This window comes from Trinickia diaoshuihuensis (assembly GCF_003390925.1).
Lineage (GTDB): Bacteria > Pseudomonadota > Gammaproteobacteria > Burkholderiales > Burkholderiaceae > Trinickia > Trinickia diaoshuihuensis.
Genome location: NZ_QUBS01000066.1, coordinates 1 through 14,961 on the forward strand (window position 1 = coordinate 1; position 14,961 = coordinate 14,961).

14 protein-coding genes are annotated in these 14,961 nt (G+C 65.6%); 10 read left to right on the plus strand and 4 right to left on the minus strand.

The window, feature by feature from the left end; translation table 11 throughout:
• From odhB to DXT59_RS13185, 4 genes are all read left to right on the plus strand, one after another.
• The coding region (gene odhB, locus DXT59_RS13170; RefSeq protein ID WP_116137340.1) for a 2-oxoglutarate dehydrogenase complex dihydrolipoyllysine-residue succinyltransferase at window positions 1–1,008 on the plus strand (1,008 nt) is incomplete at its 5' end.
• 108 nt (window positions 1,009–1,116) lie between these two features.
• On the plus strand, window positions 1,117–2,547 hold the full coding sequence (gene lpdA / locus DXT59_RS13175) for a dihydrolipoyl dehydrogenase (RefSeq protein ID WP_116137341.1): 1,431 nt from the start codon (window positions 1,117–1,119) through the stop codon (window positions 2,545–2,547).
• Window positions 2,548–2,652: 105 nt separating this feature from the next.
• Entirely contained in the window at window positions 2,653–3,750 is a 1,098-nt protein-coding gene (gene zapE / locus DXT59_RS13180) for a cell division protein ZapE (protein ID WP_116137342.1), read from the plus strand.
• Window positions 3,751–3,848: 98 nt separating this feature from the next.
• Entirely contained in the window at window positions 3,849–4,259 is a 411-nt protein-coding gene (locus DXT59_RS13185) for a transposase (protein WP_116137343.1), read from the plus strand.
• Window positions 4,260–4,305: 46 nt separating this feature from the next.
• Here the strand turns inward: DXT59_RS13185 and DXT59_RS13190 are convergent, their stop codons facing one another.
• The 4 genes from DXT59_RS13190 to DXT59_RS13205 all read right to left on the minus strand — a co-directional run bounded on the left by DXT59_RS13190 (window position 4,306) and on the right by DXT59_RS13205 (window position 9,217).
• Complete coding sequence (locus tag DXT59_RS13190) at window positions 4,306–4,809, minus strand: DUF2147 domain-containing protein (protein ID WP_116137344.1); 504 nt, start codon at window positions 4,807–4,809, stop codon at window positions 4,306–4,308.
• Between the two features lie 160 nt (window positions 4,810–4,969).
• Window positions 4,970–6,658: a ShlB/FhaC/HecB family hemolysin secretion/activation protein gene (locus DXT59_RS13195; protein WP_116137345.1), complete on the minus strand. Its 1,689-nt coding sequence runs from the start codon at window positions 6,656–6,658 to the stop codon at window positions 4,970–4,972.
• A gap of 141 nt (window positions 6,659–6,799) precedes the next feature.
• On the minus strand, window positions 6,800–8,005 hold the full coding sequence (locus DXT59_RS13200) for a collagen-like triple helix repeat-containing protein (protein ID WP_116137346.1): 1,206 nt from the start codon (window positions 8,003–8,005) through the stop codon (window positions 6,800–6,802).
• 24 nt (window positions 8,006–8,029) lie between these two features.
• Window positions 8,030–9,217, minus strand: coding sequence for a collagen-like triple helix repeat-containing protein (locus DXT59_RS13205; RefSeq protein WP_116137347.1), 1,188 nt, complete (start codon window positions 9,215–9,217; stop codon window positions 8,030–8,032).
• Between the two features lie 640 nt (window positions 9,218–9,857).
• Here DXT59_RS13205 and DXT59_RS13210 point away from each other — a divergent pair.
• The 6 genes from DXT59_RS13210 (at window position 9,858) to DXT59_RS13235 (ending at window position 14,961) form a co-directional block, all read left to right on the plus strand.
• Complete coding sequence (locus DXT59_RS13210; protein WP_102646698.1) at window positions 9,858–10,025, plus strand: Flp family type IVb pilin; 168 nt, start codon at window positions 9,858–9,860, stop codon at window positions 10,023–10,025.
• Between the two features lie 128 nt (window positions 10,026–10,153).
• Window positions 10,154–10,663 (plus strand): A24 family peptidase, encoded by a 510-nt coding sequence (locus DXT59_RS13215; RefSeq protein ID WP_116137348.1) that lies wholly within the window; start codon window positions 10,154–10,156, stop codon window positions 10,661–10,663.
• A complete protein-coding gene (locus tag DXT59_RS13220) occupies window positions 10,660–11,127 on the plus strand; it encodes a TadE/TadG family type IV pilus assembly protein (protein ID WP_240324498.1) in 468 nt (155 codons plus the stop codon). The genes DXT59_RS13215 and DXT59_RS13220 overlap by 4 nt, the downstream gene beginning before the upstream one ends.
• An 85-nt stretch (window positions 11,128–11,212) precedes the next feature.
• A complete protein-coding gene (gene cpaB, locus DXT59_RS13225; RefSeq protein WP_116137350.1) occupies window positions 11,213–12,151 on the plus strand; it encodes a Flp pilus assembly protein CpaB in 939 nt (312 codons plus the stop codon).
• Window positions 12,152–12,193: 42 nt separating this feature from the next.
• Window positions 12,194–13,675 (plus strand): type II and III secretion system protein family protein, encoded by a 1,482-nt coding sequence (locus DXT59_RS13230; RefSeq protein WP_116137351.1) that lies wholly within the window; start codon window positions 12,194–12,196, stop codon window positions 13,673–13,675.
• A gap of 17 nt (window positions 13,676–13,692) precedes the next feature.
• Window positions 13,693–14,961 (plus strand): fimbrial protein, encoded by a 1,269-nt coding sequence (locus DXT59_RS13235; RefSeq protein ID WP_162878068.1) that lies wholly within the window; start codon window positions 13,693–13,695, stop codon window positions 14,959–14,961.

Sequence of the window (14,961 nt, forward strand, 5' to 3'; positions counted from 1 at the left end):
GCTCCGGCCGCTGCCGCTGCTCCCGCCGCCGCTGCCGCCGCTCCGGCCGCGGCAGCGCCCGCTGCTGCAAGCGCCACGGCGTCGTCGAGCGTCGCTTCGCCCGCCGCCGGCAAGCTGATGGCCGAAAAGAACCTGTCGGCCGACCAAGTGCAAGGCTCCGGCCGCGACGGCCGCATTACGAAGGGCGACGTGCTCTCGGCGGGCGCCCCCGCCGCGCGCGCGCCCGCCGCTGCCCCGGCCGCCAAGCCGGCCAAGCCGTCGTTGCCCGATGTGAAGGCCCCGGCTTCGGCCGAATCGTGGCTGCAAAACCGCCCCGAGCAGCGCGTGCCGATGTCGCGTCTGCGCGCGCGTATCGCCGAGCGTCTGCTCGAGTCGCAGCAAACGAACGCCATTCTCACGACGTTCAACGAAGTGAACATGGCGCCGGTCATGGATCTGCGCAACAAGTACAAGGACAAGTTCGAGAAGGAGCACGGCGTCAAGCTCGGCTTCATGTCGTTCTTCGTCAAGGCTGCCGTCCATGCGCTGAAGAAGTTCCCGCTCGTGAACGCGTCGATCGACGGTAACGACATCGTCTATCACGGCTACTTCGACATCGGGATCGCCGTCGGCTCGCCGCGCGGCCTCGTCGTGCCGATCCTGCGCAACGCCGACCAAATGTCGCTCGCCGATATCGAAAAGAAGATCGCCGAGTTCGGTCAAAAGGCGAAGGACGGCAAGCTGTCGATCGAGGAAATGACCGGTGGTACGTTCTCGATCTCGAATGGCGGCGTATTCGGTTCGATGCTCTCGACGCCGATCATCAACCCGCCGCAATCGGCCATCCTCGGCGTGCACGCGACGAAGGAGCGCCCTGTCGTCGAAAACGGCCAGATCGTCATCCGTCCGATGAACTATCTGGCGCTCTCGTACGATCACCGGATCATCGACGGCCGCGAAGCCGTGCTCTCGCTCGTCGCCATGAAGGACGCGCTCGAAGATCCGGCGCGCCTGCTGCTCGACCTGTAACGCCGCTTGCGCCCGCTCATTCCCGAGCGGGCGCCCCCAGTCGCAATGATCGAAACCGCGGCGGCGCGTAACTGAGCCTTACGCCGCCGCGCATTCAAAAGGATTGTCATGTCTCAAGAATTCGACGTCGTCGTGATCGGCGCGGGCCCGGGCGGCTATGTCGCCGCGATCCGCGCGGCGCAACTCGGCAAGACCGTCGCTTGTATCGAGAAGTGGAAGAACCCGGCCGGCGCGCTCAAGCTCGGCGGCACGTGCTTGAACGTGGGCTGCATTCCGTCGAAGGCGCTGTTGGCTTCGTCGGAGGAGTTCGAGAACGCCTCGCATCATCTGGACGTGCACGGCATCAGCGTGGGCGACGTGAAGATCGACGTCGCGAAGATGATGGCCCGCAAGGACGGCATCGTCGAAAAGATGACGGGCGGCATCGAGTACCTGTTCAAGAAGAACAAGATCACGTGGCTCAAGGGTCACGGCAAGTTCGTCGGCAAGAACGACGGCGGCGTGCAGATCGAAGTCAGCGGCGAAGGCGACACGCAAGTCGTCTCGGCCAAGAACGTCATTATCGCCACGGGCTCGAAGGCGCGTCACCTGCCGAACGTGCCGGTCGACAACAAGATCGTCGCCGATAACGAAGGCGCGCTCGCATTCGAATCCGTGCCGAAGAAGCTTGCCGTCATCGGCGCGGGCGTCATCGGCCTCGAACTGGGGTCGGTGTGGCGCCGTCTCGGCGCGCAAGTGACCGTACTCGAAGCGCTGCCCGCGTTCCTCGGCGCGGCCGACGAAGCCCTGGCCAAGGAAGCGGCGAAGGTCTTCAAGAAGCAAGGCCTCGACATTCACCTCGGCGTGAGCATCGGCGAAGTCAAGACGTCCAACGACGGCGTGAGCATCGCCTACACGGATAAGGACGGCAACGCGCAGACGTTGGAAGCCGATCGCTTGATCGTCTCGGTGGGCCGTGTGCCGAACACCGATAACCTCGGTCTCGAATCGATCGGCCTGAAGGCGAACGAGCGCGGCTTCATCGACGTGGACGATCACTGCCGCACGAGCGTGGCGAACGTCTATGCGATCGGCGACGTCGTGCGTGGGCCGATGCTCGCGCACAAGGCGGAAGACGAAGGCGTGCTGGTGGCGGAAGTTATCGACGGTCAAAAACCGCATATCGACTACAACTGCATTCCGTGGGTCATCTACACCGAGCCGGAAATCGCTTGGGTGGGTAAGACGGAGCAGCAACTGAAGGCCGAAGGCCGCGAGATCAAGAAGGGGCAATTCCCGTTCTCGATCAACGGCCGCGCGCTCGGCATCGCGAAGTCGGACGGCTTCGTCAAGATGATCGCCGATGCGAAGACGGACGAACTGCTCGGCGTGCATATCATCGCGGCGAACGCATCGGACCTCATCGCCGAAGCCGTCGTCGCGATGGAGTTCAAGGCTGCCTCCGAAGATATCGGCCGCATCTGCCATCCGCACCCGTCGCTGTCGGAAGTGATGCGCGAAGCAGCGCTCGACGTCGATAAACGCTCGCTCAATAAGTAACGCTCACGCACCGGCCGCGCGCTCCTCGATAGGCCGGCAGCGAGACGCCACGATGAAGGCGGGCAGGGCAGACCCCTCCCGCCTTCTTCTTTTTGTATCTGCACGATGAACGTCATCGAATACTACGAGCACGAGCTCAAGACGCGCGGTTACGCTTCCGATGAGGCGCAGCGCGCGGCCGTCGATCGCCTGCAGCAGTGCTACGAGGAATGGGTCGCCTATAAGGCGCGTCGTTCGTCGGCGTTGCGCAAGCTGATCGTCCATCCGCAGTTGCCGCGCGGCGTTTATATGTGGGGCGGCGTGGGCCGCGGCAAAAGCTTTTTGATGGACAGTTTTTACGCGGTCGTGCCGGTGCAGCGTAAGACGCGGATTCACTTCCACGAATTCATGCGCGACGTGCACCGCGTACTCGAAGAGCTCAAAGGGCAGGCCGATCCGCTCGACGAATTGGCGCGACGCATGGCGAAGCGATATCGCTTGATTTGCTTCGACGAGTTCCATGTGTCCGACATTGCCGATGCGATGATCTTGTATCGCTTGCTCGACCGCCTCTTTACGAACGGCGTGCAGTTCGTGATGACGTCGAACTACCATCCCGATACGCTCTACCCCGACGGTTTGCATCGCGACCGGCTATTGCCCGCGATCGAACTCATCAAGTCCAAGCTAGACGTACTGAACGTCGACGGGGGTGTCGATTACCGCCAGCGCACGCTGGCGCAGGTGAGCGTCTATCACACGCCGCTCGGCGCCGAGGCCGATCGCGCGCTGCGCGCGGCTTATGCCCAGTTGACCGCGGTGCCCGACGAGAGTCCGATCCTGCATATCGAAAAGCGCGAAATCAAGGCGCTGCGACGCGCGGACGGCGTAGTATGGTTCGACTTCGCCACGCTGTGCGGCGGACCGCGCTCGCAAAACGACTACTTGGAACTGGCGACGCGCTTCCACACGGTCATTGTCTCGGACGTTCCGCAGATGTCGCCGCGCATGGCCTCCGAAGCCCGCCGCTTCACGTGGCTCGTGGACGTGTTCTACGACCACAAGGTCAAACTGCTGATGTCGGCGGCCGTGCGCGCCGAAGCGCTGTACACGGAAGGCCCGATGGCGGGCGAGTTCAGCCGGACCGTCTCGCGTCTCGTGGAGATGCAGTCGAAGGAGTATCTGGAGACGCCGCGCAGGATCGTCGATGCGACGCTGACGTAACGCCGCCGTGCCGCGCGTTGCACTTTCGGAGTATTCCGATAGGCAGCGCGTGCCTGGGGGCATATCGTGCCTTTTCTCGTTTGGAGAAGGAGGCGCGGATGAACCCACATTGCGACATTACCGACGACGAATGGGCGCGTATCGCGCCGCTCTTCCCGGAACTCTGCTCTCGCGGGCGGATCCGGGGGCGTCCCGTGACCGATACGCGCGCTGTGCTCAACGGCGTGCTATGGGTGATCTATAGCAACGCGGCTTGGGCGTCGATGCCCAAGCGCTATCCCGCCTATCAAACCTGTCACCGGCGCTTTATGACGTGGTACTCGGCAGGCGTGTTCAAGCAGGTGCTGACGAAATTGTATGGCGAGGCCGGTGTGGCGCTGTGCGATACGATCAAGGCGCGGATGCGCGAGAAGCGCCCCCCGAAGCCACGCACGGCGCCGTCGCCGGCGTTCGTCACCGTCGATTTGCCGAGGCTGACGTATCTTGCGTCGCTGCGCCGCGCGGCTTAGGCGGTGTATGGCGCGCCGGGGCGCAGCCCGTCGCGCATCGCACGGATCAGTTCTTCGCCTGCGCGGCGTCTTGGCGGATCCACGTTTGTGAGCGGCCAAGCAGCGAAATACCGATGTAGCCGCGCACGACGAGCTTTTGCCCGCCGTTCTCGAGATGCATGTTGCATTTGTAGACCTTCCCGTTTTCCGGGTCGAGGATGCTGCCGCCGTCCCACTTGTCGCCGTCCTGTTTCATGCTCTTGATAATCGTCATGCCTAGAATCGGCTGATCCTTGCGCTCGTCGGTACACGCCGTGCAGAGCTTGCCCGGCTTGTCGTGCGGATCGAGGCCCTTGATAACCTTGCCGCTCAGCGTGCCGTCGTCGCTTTGCGAGATTTGCACGAGCGCCTTCGGCTGATGCGTGCTGTCGTCGATGGTCTGCCATACGCCTACCGGCGTATCGGGGCCTTGTGCGAATGCGGCGGCGGCCGCCGCCAGCAAAGCGCCGGCCACGGTGGCGTGTTTGAGGGTGTTCCAGGCTGTCCGCTTGGGCGTCGAGAAGTGCGTCATGTTTTCCTCCTGATGATGAACCGTCTGTCGTTCGGTGCGCGGCGGCGAGCCGCGTCTTGTGAGAATCCGGTCAGGATACGCGCGAAAAGCGCGGCTCTTTTGATAGTGGTACCTCTAATCAGATGGACCGCACCGATCCGGCAGCGCGGCGTCCCCGCACTCAATAAAGCTGATACGAAAACGTCGCGTTTAAACGCGGGCTGCGCGATGGGCTTTCGATCGGCGCGTCGCCCACGGCCTTGGCGATCGATAGATCGACGTTGTAATGCTTGTTGTCCGTGATGCGAAATCCAAGTGCGACGGACGCGAGCTTGCTGGGGGCGCTCGTGCCCGTATGCAGGTAGACCCGCGCCATGTCGCACGCGGCGTAAGGCGTGAACGTCTGCATGTAACGCGCGCCCACGGTGATCGCGCGATTGAGCTCGAACGAGGCGCCGAAACCGGAGTCACCGGACGCTTCGCCGGGCTCGTAGCCGAGCGCGAAACGCTGTGCGCCGAAGGTTATCTGCTCGGAGGTCGGCAGCGAATCGGCGCTGTACTGGCCCGTGAACGCAATCGCTGTCGCGAGCTTAAAGGGCCAATCGTTGGTTTGCGAAAAGCTCGCGCCTGTGCGAACGAAGGTCAGCGAAGCGGGGTTGCTCTGCACGAAGCCCGGCACGTTCGTCTCGCCTGCCTTCGATGCGCCGAGCAAATCGAACGCCTTGGCGACGTTGAAGCTCGCGCGGCGCGTCTGCCCAGGGCGCGTGTCGACATAATCGATCTGGGCTTGCACCGCGCGCACCTGCGAGCGCAAAGCAATCGCGGCGCCGGTCAAGGTGTTTTCGTATCGGTTCTCGTCGTGCGATGCGTACGCCGAAAGGGTACCGAGGACACTGCGCGCATTGCTGAGATAAAGCGGATAGGCCGCCGCGAGGCCGAGTTTGTCAGCCACGACCGTGCGTTTTACATATGCCGGCAATCCGGGATTGTCGACGGGATTGCCGTGATAGTGCGAGGCGTTCAGTTTCGCGAGCAACCCTTCGCTGCCGATCGGCAAGGCGCCGTTGGCGGCGTAGTAGGTCTGGTTGTCGCGTCCTTTCGGCGCGAGCGCGGAGACGCTAATGTCCTCGCCGAGCGAGGCAAGACCGTTCTCGGTCACGGTGACGAGTCCTTGCACGCCCGGGTGATGGAAATCGATGCCTGTGGCGACGTTCAACGCCTTGCGCTCTACGTCCAAGTCGAGCGACGTTGCGCCGTCTGTCGAGGTCGGCGGTTGTACGGTCGCGGCGATCTTGACGCCGGGCAGCAGCCCTAGTGCATTGACGTAGCGTTCGAAGCTCGCGCGTTTGAGCGGGCGCTCGTTGCGGATATGCTCGGCAATTTCGCGGATCTTATGCTCGGTGCGCCCGGGGTTGCCTTTGACATTCACGCTCGATATATAACCTTCGACCACCGTAATGCGTACGATCCCGTTCTCGAACGTCTGAGCGGGAACGAAGGCGAACGATAGGGCGTAGCCGTGGCGCTCGTAGAGCCGCGTCACGTCATTGGCCGCCGCGACGAGCTGACCGATGGTGACGTCCTTCCCGGCGAGCGGCGAGAAATAGCGCGCTACCTCGGCGAATTCGACGGCCTTGACGCCTTCGATCCGGAACGCGCGCGGCGTCAGGTGCGTGTCGAGCAAGCGCTGCAACTGCGTCGCCTTCGGTTCGATTCGCACGCTGACGTTCGGCGTTTGGCGCGGCGTTTGAATCTGCGGGAGCCCTTCGAGCGGGTTGCCGCTCGCGCTCGCTTTCGTCTGCGCGGTGGCCGGGCTTGCCGCAGTCGCGGCAATGGCGAGCCAAAGCCAATGGTTTGTTCTCGTAATCATTTTTCGTCCTCGTTGGCCGTCGATGGGCGAGCCTGGCCGGATCACCTCTTTCGTTCGCGTCTCTTATTTGTTTCTGGTCTCCCCCGCTAACCTCGCGCCATGCGAAGGGCCGCAAGTGCGGCCCTGATGGCGACGCGATCGTTACGGCAGCTTGCCGGCGAGCGGAAGCGCTCCACCGAGCAGCGAGCCCGCGCCGCTCGCCGGTGAACCGGCGGTGGTCGTGCCGCCGATGGCGCTGCCGACCGAGCCTAATGCACCCGTCAATGCGGAGAGCGGTGCCGCGCCGCCGTTCGATCCGATGGCACCCGTCAGCGAGGAGCTCGGGCTCGTACCGCCGAGCGCCCCGGTCAGCGAGGACAGCGGCCCGGCGCCGCCCGTGCCGGCCGATGCCCCGCCGGGTTGCACGGAGTTCGTCGAACTGCCCACGAGGCCCGTGATCAGGCCGGGAATCGGCGCCGCGCCGTTCGGGCCGTTCGGATTGACGAGACCGCCCGCATTCGTGACGGTATTGCCGACGCTCGAGACGAGATGCCCCACATCGGCTGTCAACGGATTCGCGGAGGTGCCCGCTACCTGCGCTCCGGCGCTTTGCACGGCCCCGCCGATTTGGCCGAGCGCTCCCGAGAGCGGTGCGCCGATGCCGGTTGTCGTCCCGGCGTTCTGGGTTTGCTGTCCCAGCGTGACGACGAGTGGCGTGATGGCGGAGCTGAGCGGCTGCGTGACTTGCTGAACGGCAGACGAGGCCAGCGTGTTGGCCAGCACCTGGCCGCCGGCGCTCACGCCGTTGGCGGCCGTATCGAGCGCACCGGCCAATGGCGTCGTGACCGGCGCGAGCGGGGCCAGCGGGCCCGTGCCGAGCGCGTTCACCGTGGACGCGACGCCGGCGATGACGCCGCTGGTCGCCCCGACGATCGAGCCGAGCCCTGCCGCGGTCGTGCCGACCGGGTCCGGGGTCGAGCCGATTTGTCCGAGGCCGTTGCTCACGGCGTCGGCCGCCGCGTCGATGACGCCGCCCGTCGCCGATACGGTGCCGCCCACGCCTTGCGCGACCGCGGGATCGACGCCGGGAATTGCCGTCGACGAGATCGTCTCGCCGAAATCGCCCGCCGTCGCACCCAGGGTCGTCAACGCGCCCGAGGTGGCGTTGGATGTCGCCGGTGTGGGGTTGGGCGAGGGTGTCGGCGTGACGGTACCGCCTGCCGAGGCGGCGGCGGGCGGCGCCGTCAATCCGCTGCCGCCGCACGCGGATAGCAAGTAGGCGACGGCGAAGGCCGTGAACGGCGCACGCAGCGTCGTTGCGTTGGTGCGGGCCGCTTCGATGATCAAGCGTTGCTGTTTCTTGGACATGGTGTGCTCCTCGTGGGCTGGGCGTTATTTCTTCGTGAGTGGTCCGGCGAGTCCGCTCGTGAGCGAGGTGAGTCCGGCGAGCGGGTTCGAGCCGGCGGCGGCGCCACTCGCGCCGCCGGTCAGCGCGCCCGTGACGGCCGTGAGCAAACCCGTCACCGGCGCCAATGGATTGCCGCCGCCAGCGCTTGCCGGGCTCCCCGCACCCCCGGCGCTCGTGCCCGTGACGAGTCCTCCTAGCGCCGTGGTTGCGGTACCGCTCGATGCGAGGACATTGCCGAGGCCGCCGGTGACGGGGTTGCCGCCCGCCGTCGCGACCGCGCTGCCCGCCTGCTTCAGACCGCCGCCGACGGTCCCGAGCAGTCCGGCCAATTGCGGCCCCGCGCCGGTCATCATTCCCACCGTTTGCGTCGTGGAGGCCAGCGTGGACGTGATCGGGACGATTGCGCCGCTGAGCGGTTGAGTGATTTGCTGCACGGCCCCGCTCGCGAGCGTGCCGCCGAGCGCCGCACCCCCGGAGGAGACGGCGTTGCCGAGCGTGCCGAGCGCACCGCCAAGCGGCGCGGTCAAGGGGGCGAGGGCGGAGAGCGGTCCGCTCGCGCCGAGACTGGTCGCGAGCGCGCCTGCGTTCGTGACGGCATTGCCGAGCTGGGACACCGCCGGCCCGGCGCTCGAAAGCGTCGTGCCGATCGGATTGCTCGTGGCGCCGAGCTGCCCGAGTCCTTGGGAGATGCCGATGCCCAGCGTGGATACTGCCGCGCCGACGTTTTGAACGACCGCGCCGGCCGCTTGCGTGCTTTGAGGATTCGCCCCGGGCAACGACTGCTGACCGACTTGCGTGCCGAGGCTCGAGATCGTCGAGCCCGTTGCGCCGACCACATCGCCGCCGCTTCCCAGCACTTGGCCGATTGCGTTTGCCGTCGCGCCCGAACCCGAGGCGCCCCTGCCGTTGCCACCGCCGTTGCCCGTGCCGCCGGTACCGCCATCCGAGGCGGTGCCGCCACCGCTCGCGCTCGTCGTACCGCTTCCGCCCGATCCAGTGGCGCCACCCGTGGCGCCGCCGCTGGAAGCAAGCGCACCGCCCGACCCGCTCCCCGATCCAAGGCCTTGGCTCAGCGTGCCCGACCCGCCGCAGGCCGTGAGCGCCAGCATCGTTGCCACGGCCGCGGCCCCCCACGTCTTGTGCAAACCCCCGCCTCGTTTCTGTGTGTCCATTGCTGCTCCTCGCTTTGGGTTTATCGGATTCGTTGCGGGCGCAAGCTCTGCAATGGCTATGCCAACGTACGCACACAGGCGCTGCCCGTTTGGTCGCGCCGCGGTCAAAGGCCGATGAGAGTTAGGTGAGCAGGCGAGCGAGGCGCACGGGCGAAGCGGGCCCCGGCCCCGGGATACGATGCGGCGAGCGGCGAACGTAACGTAACGAGCGGGCCGGGCTGTTACTCGCGCGGCCGTAACGTGACATCGTTCGAAGCTCGATACGGTAGCCGCGTCGATCGCATCTAAAGAGACGTCGAAAATTAGTAGACCTAATCTAAACTATCGTTTGCCCTAACTCAAAAGCGATCACAAGGCGCCGTCGATGAGGGTAGAGTCGCCGTGTAGTGAAAACGGGTCGTCAACTCGCATCGGCTATAAGACAAAAAACAATGCCGATAAGGACAGGAGGACGCTATCGATTCATCGCTTGCAGTTCATTACTAAAACGCAACGCCATAGTCGCATTGCGGGCCAACGGCAAGTCAGCGAAGCCTTATCACGAAGCACACTCAGTCGGGCAACGAAGTTTGCTCCGGCCTTTCGTTGCGTGCCGGCGAGTGAATCCCGCGCGACGTTCGTCGATTTTTCGAGGGGCATCATGAACAAGCTCGTCAAGCGTTTCCTTATCGAAGACCGCGGCGTAACCGCCATCGAATATGCACTGATCGCCGGGCTCATCGCAGCCGCTATCGCCACGGTGGTCGGCTCTGTCAGTACGAATATCCAAGCGGTGTTCACCACCGTCGCCGCCGCTATCAAAACTTGATGGCGCGGTTTGTAACGAAATATTAAATCGCCGATTTACGCTTTTCTCTAGAGCGTTTCGATGTGCCGATTGCGTTGCGCAATCGGCAGGGATCGATTCTGTCATTTTCGGGCTGTTCGATATTAAGCATGTCGCTTTCAAGCGCTCTATTTACCGTTTGGGCCGCGCTCGTCGCTTGGTTCGACTGCCGCACGCGCCGCGTGACGAACCTGCTCGTCGCGGTGGGCGGTATGGCCGCCATCGCATGCGCCGTGCTGCATGCGGCGCCGTTCGGTGTCACGTCGGCGGTGGCCGTCCTCGGCGCCCTAGTCGGCTTCATCGCTTTGCTTCCGTTTTTCGGGCTTGGCGTAATGGGCGCCGCCGACGTCAAAGTGTTCGCCGTGCTCGGCGCATGGTGCGGCGCGAGGGCGCTGCTCGACGTATGGGTGGCCGCGAGTCTCGCATCGGCCTTGCACGCGCTTTGGCTGCTCGCGTATGAACGGATGCGCCCGAGTACGAACTCGGCTTGGTTGCCGTGGCGCAACGGGCAGCCCACGTTCGCCCTCGGCACTCGCCGCGCGACGCCCTATGCGGCCTTGCTGGTGGCAGCGGCATCGCTCGAGCTGCTCGCGCGAGCATGGCACGGAGCGGTCCATTGAAACGCGCCGCCGATGGGGCGCGGATACGCCGGCGTTGCAGCGGCACGGCGGCCGTCGAGTTCGCACTGGTCTTTCCGCTCTTGTTCTTGGTGCTTTACGGCATCGTGACTTACAGCGTGCTCTTCGTCGCCGAACAGAATTTGACCCTAGCCGCCGAGGAGGGCGCGCGCGCGGCGCTCAATTACCAGAGCGCGGCCAGCATCGCCGCGGCGCTGGCCGCGCGCGGCAGCAACGCCTGCACGGTCGCCGGCCAGGCGAGCGGCTGGCTCGGCGCTTACGCGCAGTGCGCCTCGCAGGTACAGAACTGCAGCTACGACAACGCCATGTCGTGCATGCGGATCACGCTGACCTACGACTACGCGAATCATCCGCTCGTACCGACACTGCCGCTGTTGAGTCTCGCTTTGCCGCAAACGTTGTCTAGCGCCGCAACGGTACAGATCGACCCGGAGAACGTGCTGTGAGCGACGGTCGATCGCAAGAGCGTGTCGATGAGCGCAACGGGGCCCACCTGCGTATCGCGGGTACGAAGTCCCCTAGGAAGGGAGCATGAAGCATCTGAACCTAACAAAGATGGTGGCGGTCGCATTGATCGCGGCCGCGGCGATGCTCGCGTTTTACGCGTGGGCATTGAGCCGCCACCCTAATCAGCCCCCCGCCGTCGTCAAGGCCCCCGTCGCGCCTTCGACGTTTCCCGTCGTGATCGCCGCGCATGTGCTGCCGGCCGGCGCGGCGATCGCGAGCGACGATCTGCGCGTCGTCATGCTGCCGGTTCGCCCAAGCGGTGCGTTTGCCGATGTCTCGCTCGTCGCGCGGCGCGTCCCGCTCACCGACATCGGCGCGAACGTGCCCGTGCTCGAGGCTCAATTGTCGTCGGGATTCGCGGAGCAGGTCGCGCCGGGTGAACGCGCAGTGGCGATCCACGTCGACGAGGCGAGTTCGGTCGGTGAACGGGTGCGCCCGGGCAATTTCGTCGATGTCTTCTTGACGCTCAAGCGCGACGGCATGAGTGCGGGGCCGCACGCGGAAGTCGCTCAATCGCAAACGCGTTTGCTGCTCTCGCGGGTACGCGTCCTCGCGTTCGGGACCACCGCGGCGGGCGCGGGCAATCCGTCACAGTTCGGAGTGAGTGCGCATACGGCGGTGTTGGCCGTGCCGACGGCCGAAGTCGATCGGCTCGCGCTGGCCGACAGTGCGGGCCACCTTTTGCTGGCCTTACGCAATCCTCGCGACGACGAGGCGATTTCGCCCACCGGCGCGGGGGCAGGGCAAGGAACGTTACGCGCGAGCACGATGCTCGGCGTCGGCCAGACGCCCTCGGCGCAAGCGGCGGCCGGCGTTTCGCTGAGCGAACTATCGCGTGAAAGCGCATTTGCGCCCGTGCCCGCACGCGGACACGCCGTACATGCCGTACATGCAACACGCACGTATGCCGGCACGGGCATCGAGGTGATACGAGGCGGCCAAGCGCAAACGCTCGGCAATTGATCGGCACTCCCAACAAGGCCCAGGACGAGGCCCATCGACTACATGGCGAAAGTAACGGCATTGGCAAATTGGCGCGCAACGGCGTGGGTAGGCGCGTGTTGCGCCGCGCTGCTCTTATACGGCGCGGCGGGCATTGCGTTCGCGGCAGGCGATCGCGTGCGCGCGGCCGAGCCTAGCAGCCCCGCGACGATCGCCTTGGCGGTCGGCGAGCAACGGCAGCTCGAACCCCGCGTGCGGCTCGCGCGCGTGGCGGTAGCCGACCCCGCCGTCGCCGACGTGCTCGTGATTCGCGACGGCGACGGCCGCGGGGGCGTGCTCGCGATCGGCAAGGCGCCGGGGCGCACGAGCCTGCTGTTGTGGGAGCAGGGGCGGTCGGCGCCGCGCGCCGTTACGCTCGTCGTCGAGCCCGGTGCGGCGGCGACGCTTGCAGGCAAGGGCGCGCCGAATGTCGAGAGTTATGGGCGCGATGTCGTGGTCTCGGGCGATACGCCGACGATGGAGACGCATCGGCGCGGCACGGATCTGGCCCGGCTCGCGGTCAATGCAAGCGCCCGTGCGAACGGGCTGCGCGGCAATGCGCAAGCGGCGGCGGGCGCTCCCGCGGGAGACGGCAAGGCGAGCGCCCTCGAGGCGGGCAACATCGTAGACGAATCGAGCGTCGCGACGCGCAGCGTAGTGCAGGTCGATGTCCGTGTCGTCGAATTCAGCCGGACGGTCCTCAAACAAGCCGGGCTGAACTTGTTCAAGCAGAGCAACGGTTTTTCGTTCGGCACGTTTGCGCCGTCAGGCTTGAATTCGGTGTCGGGAGGCAGTACGTCGAGCTTTCAGGTCACGAGTACCGTACCGATCGCATCGGCATTCAACCTCGTGCTCAATTCCGCGGGCCGCGGCTTATTCGCCGACCTCAGTCTGATGGAGAGCAACAATCTCGCGCGCGTGCTCGCCGAGCCCACGCTCGTCGCGTTATCGGGGCAAAGCGCGAGCTTCCTCGCGGGCGGCGAGATCCCCGTGCCGGTGCCACAGGCGCTCGGCACCACCTCGATCGACTACAAACCCTACGGTGTCGGCTTGACGCTGACGCCGACCGTGCTCAGCGCGCAACGTATTGCGCTGAAGGTCGCGCCGGAGGCCAGTCAGCTCGACTTCCAGAATGCCGTCACGATCAACGGGGTATCCGTGCCGGCGATCACGACGCGCCGCGCCGATACGACCGTGGAGCTCGGCGACGGAGAAAGCTTCGTGATCGGCGGGCTCATCGATCGCGAAACGATGTCCAATGTCAGCAAGGTGCCGTTGCTCGGCGATCTGCCCGTCATCGGCGCGTTTTTCAAGCAATTGAACTACCAGCAAAACGACAAGGAGCTCGTGATCGTCGTGACGCCGCATCTGATCTCGCCGCTGGCGAAAGACGCGGCATTGCCGGCCGCGCCCGGCGAGCAATCCGAGCAACGCGGCGGGCCGGTGTGGCGATCGTATTTGGGCGGTGCGCTATCGGGCGACGCCGGGCCCGGGTTCTCGCGATGACGGACGAGGAGCGCACCATGAACGCAAGAGCCCCATTGCCTAGCGAAGCGGCGCGCACGCTCGCCTTGCCGTTCCTCTTCGGATCGAGCGACGAGGCGAGCGTGCGCTGGCTTAGCGATGTCCTCGCTACGATCGGCGAGGTCCAGCGCGCGCCGCTCGAACCCGCGATGCTCGCTCAACGCATCGCCGTGCTGCGGCCGTCGATCGTGTTCGTCGATTTTTCGGGCGCGTCGATCGAATCCGCCGCGCGCGCGGTGCAGGCCGCGCGCGCCTCGGCGCCGCAAGCGCCCATCATCGCGGTAGGCAGGCTCGCGCAACCGGAAGGGGCGGTGGCCGCGCTGCGCGCGGGGGTGCGCGATTTCATCGATCTCGCGGGAAATGCGCACGAGGCTGCGCGAATCGCGCGCGAGGCACTGGAGAACAAGGCGCGGATACCGGCGCGCCACGGCCGGCTGACGGTGCTGCTCGGGGCGCGGGTAGGCGTCGGCGTCTCGACGCTGGCGGCCCACCTCGGCGTGATCGTGCAAAAACGCGGCACACCCGAGCGGCGGCAAGCCGCGCTCATCGATCTAGGCTTGCCGGCGGGCGACGATCTGCTTTATTTGGACGTGCCAAGCGAATTCGATTTCGTGGAGGCAGTGCGCAATCTCGGCCGATTCGACGAGACGTTCGTTCACACGGCCCTCGCGCGCCACTCGAGCGGGCTCGCGTTGACGGCGCTCGCGCCCGATTTGGCGGCGCTTCGAACCGTGTCCTACGCATCGGCCGTCGCTTTGCTGACGCGCCTTCGGACATTCTTCGACCATCAGATCGTGGATCTTGGGGGCTTTTCGAACCACGAATTCGTCGCGCAGGTGGCCCAGGCCGCCGATGACGTTTGGCTCGTGTGCGACCCGGCGATCGCGTCGCTCGTGTCGGCCGTCGAGTTGCTGCGCGGACTAGAGGCGGCTGCCCTCGATACGGGACGTATCGGCATCGTCGTCACCAAGTACGATGCGCGCCTCGGGTTGACGGCCGAGCAAATCGCAGCCCGGCTTGCCTTGCCGCTCGTCGCTACGCTGCCGTCGCGGCGCGTGCCCCTGCTGCAAGCGGCCAACCAAGGCAAGTTGCTAACCGATACGGCCGAGCGCGACCCGTACGTGCGCGCGCTCGAAGCGCTTGCCGAACGCATTGCGCCTGGGCAATACGGGTATGCCGGCAGTTCGGCGGTACCCGGGAACGCCGCGGCGCCGGCGCGCTTCGCGCGTTTGGCTCGATTCATCCACCTCCCACGGAAGCGGTCATAG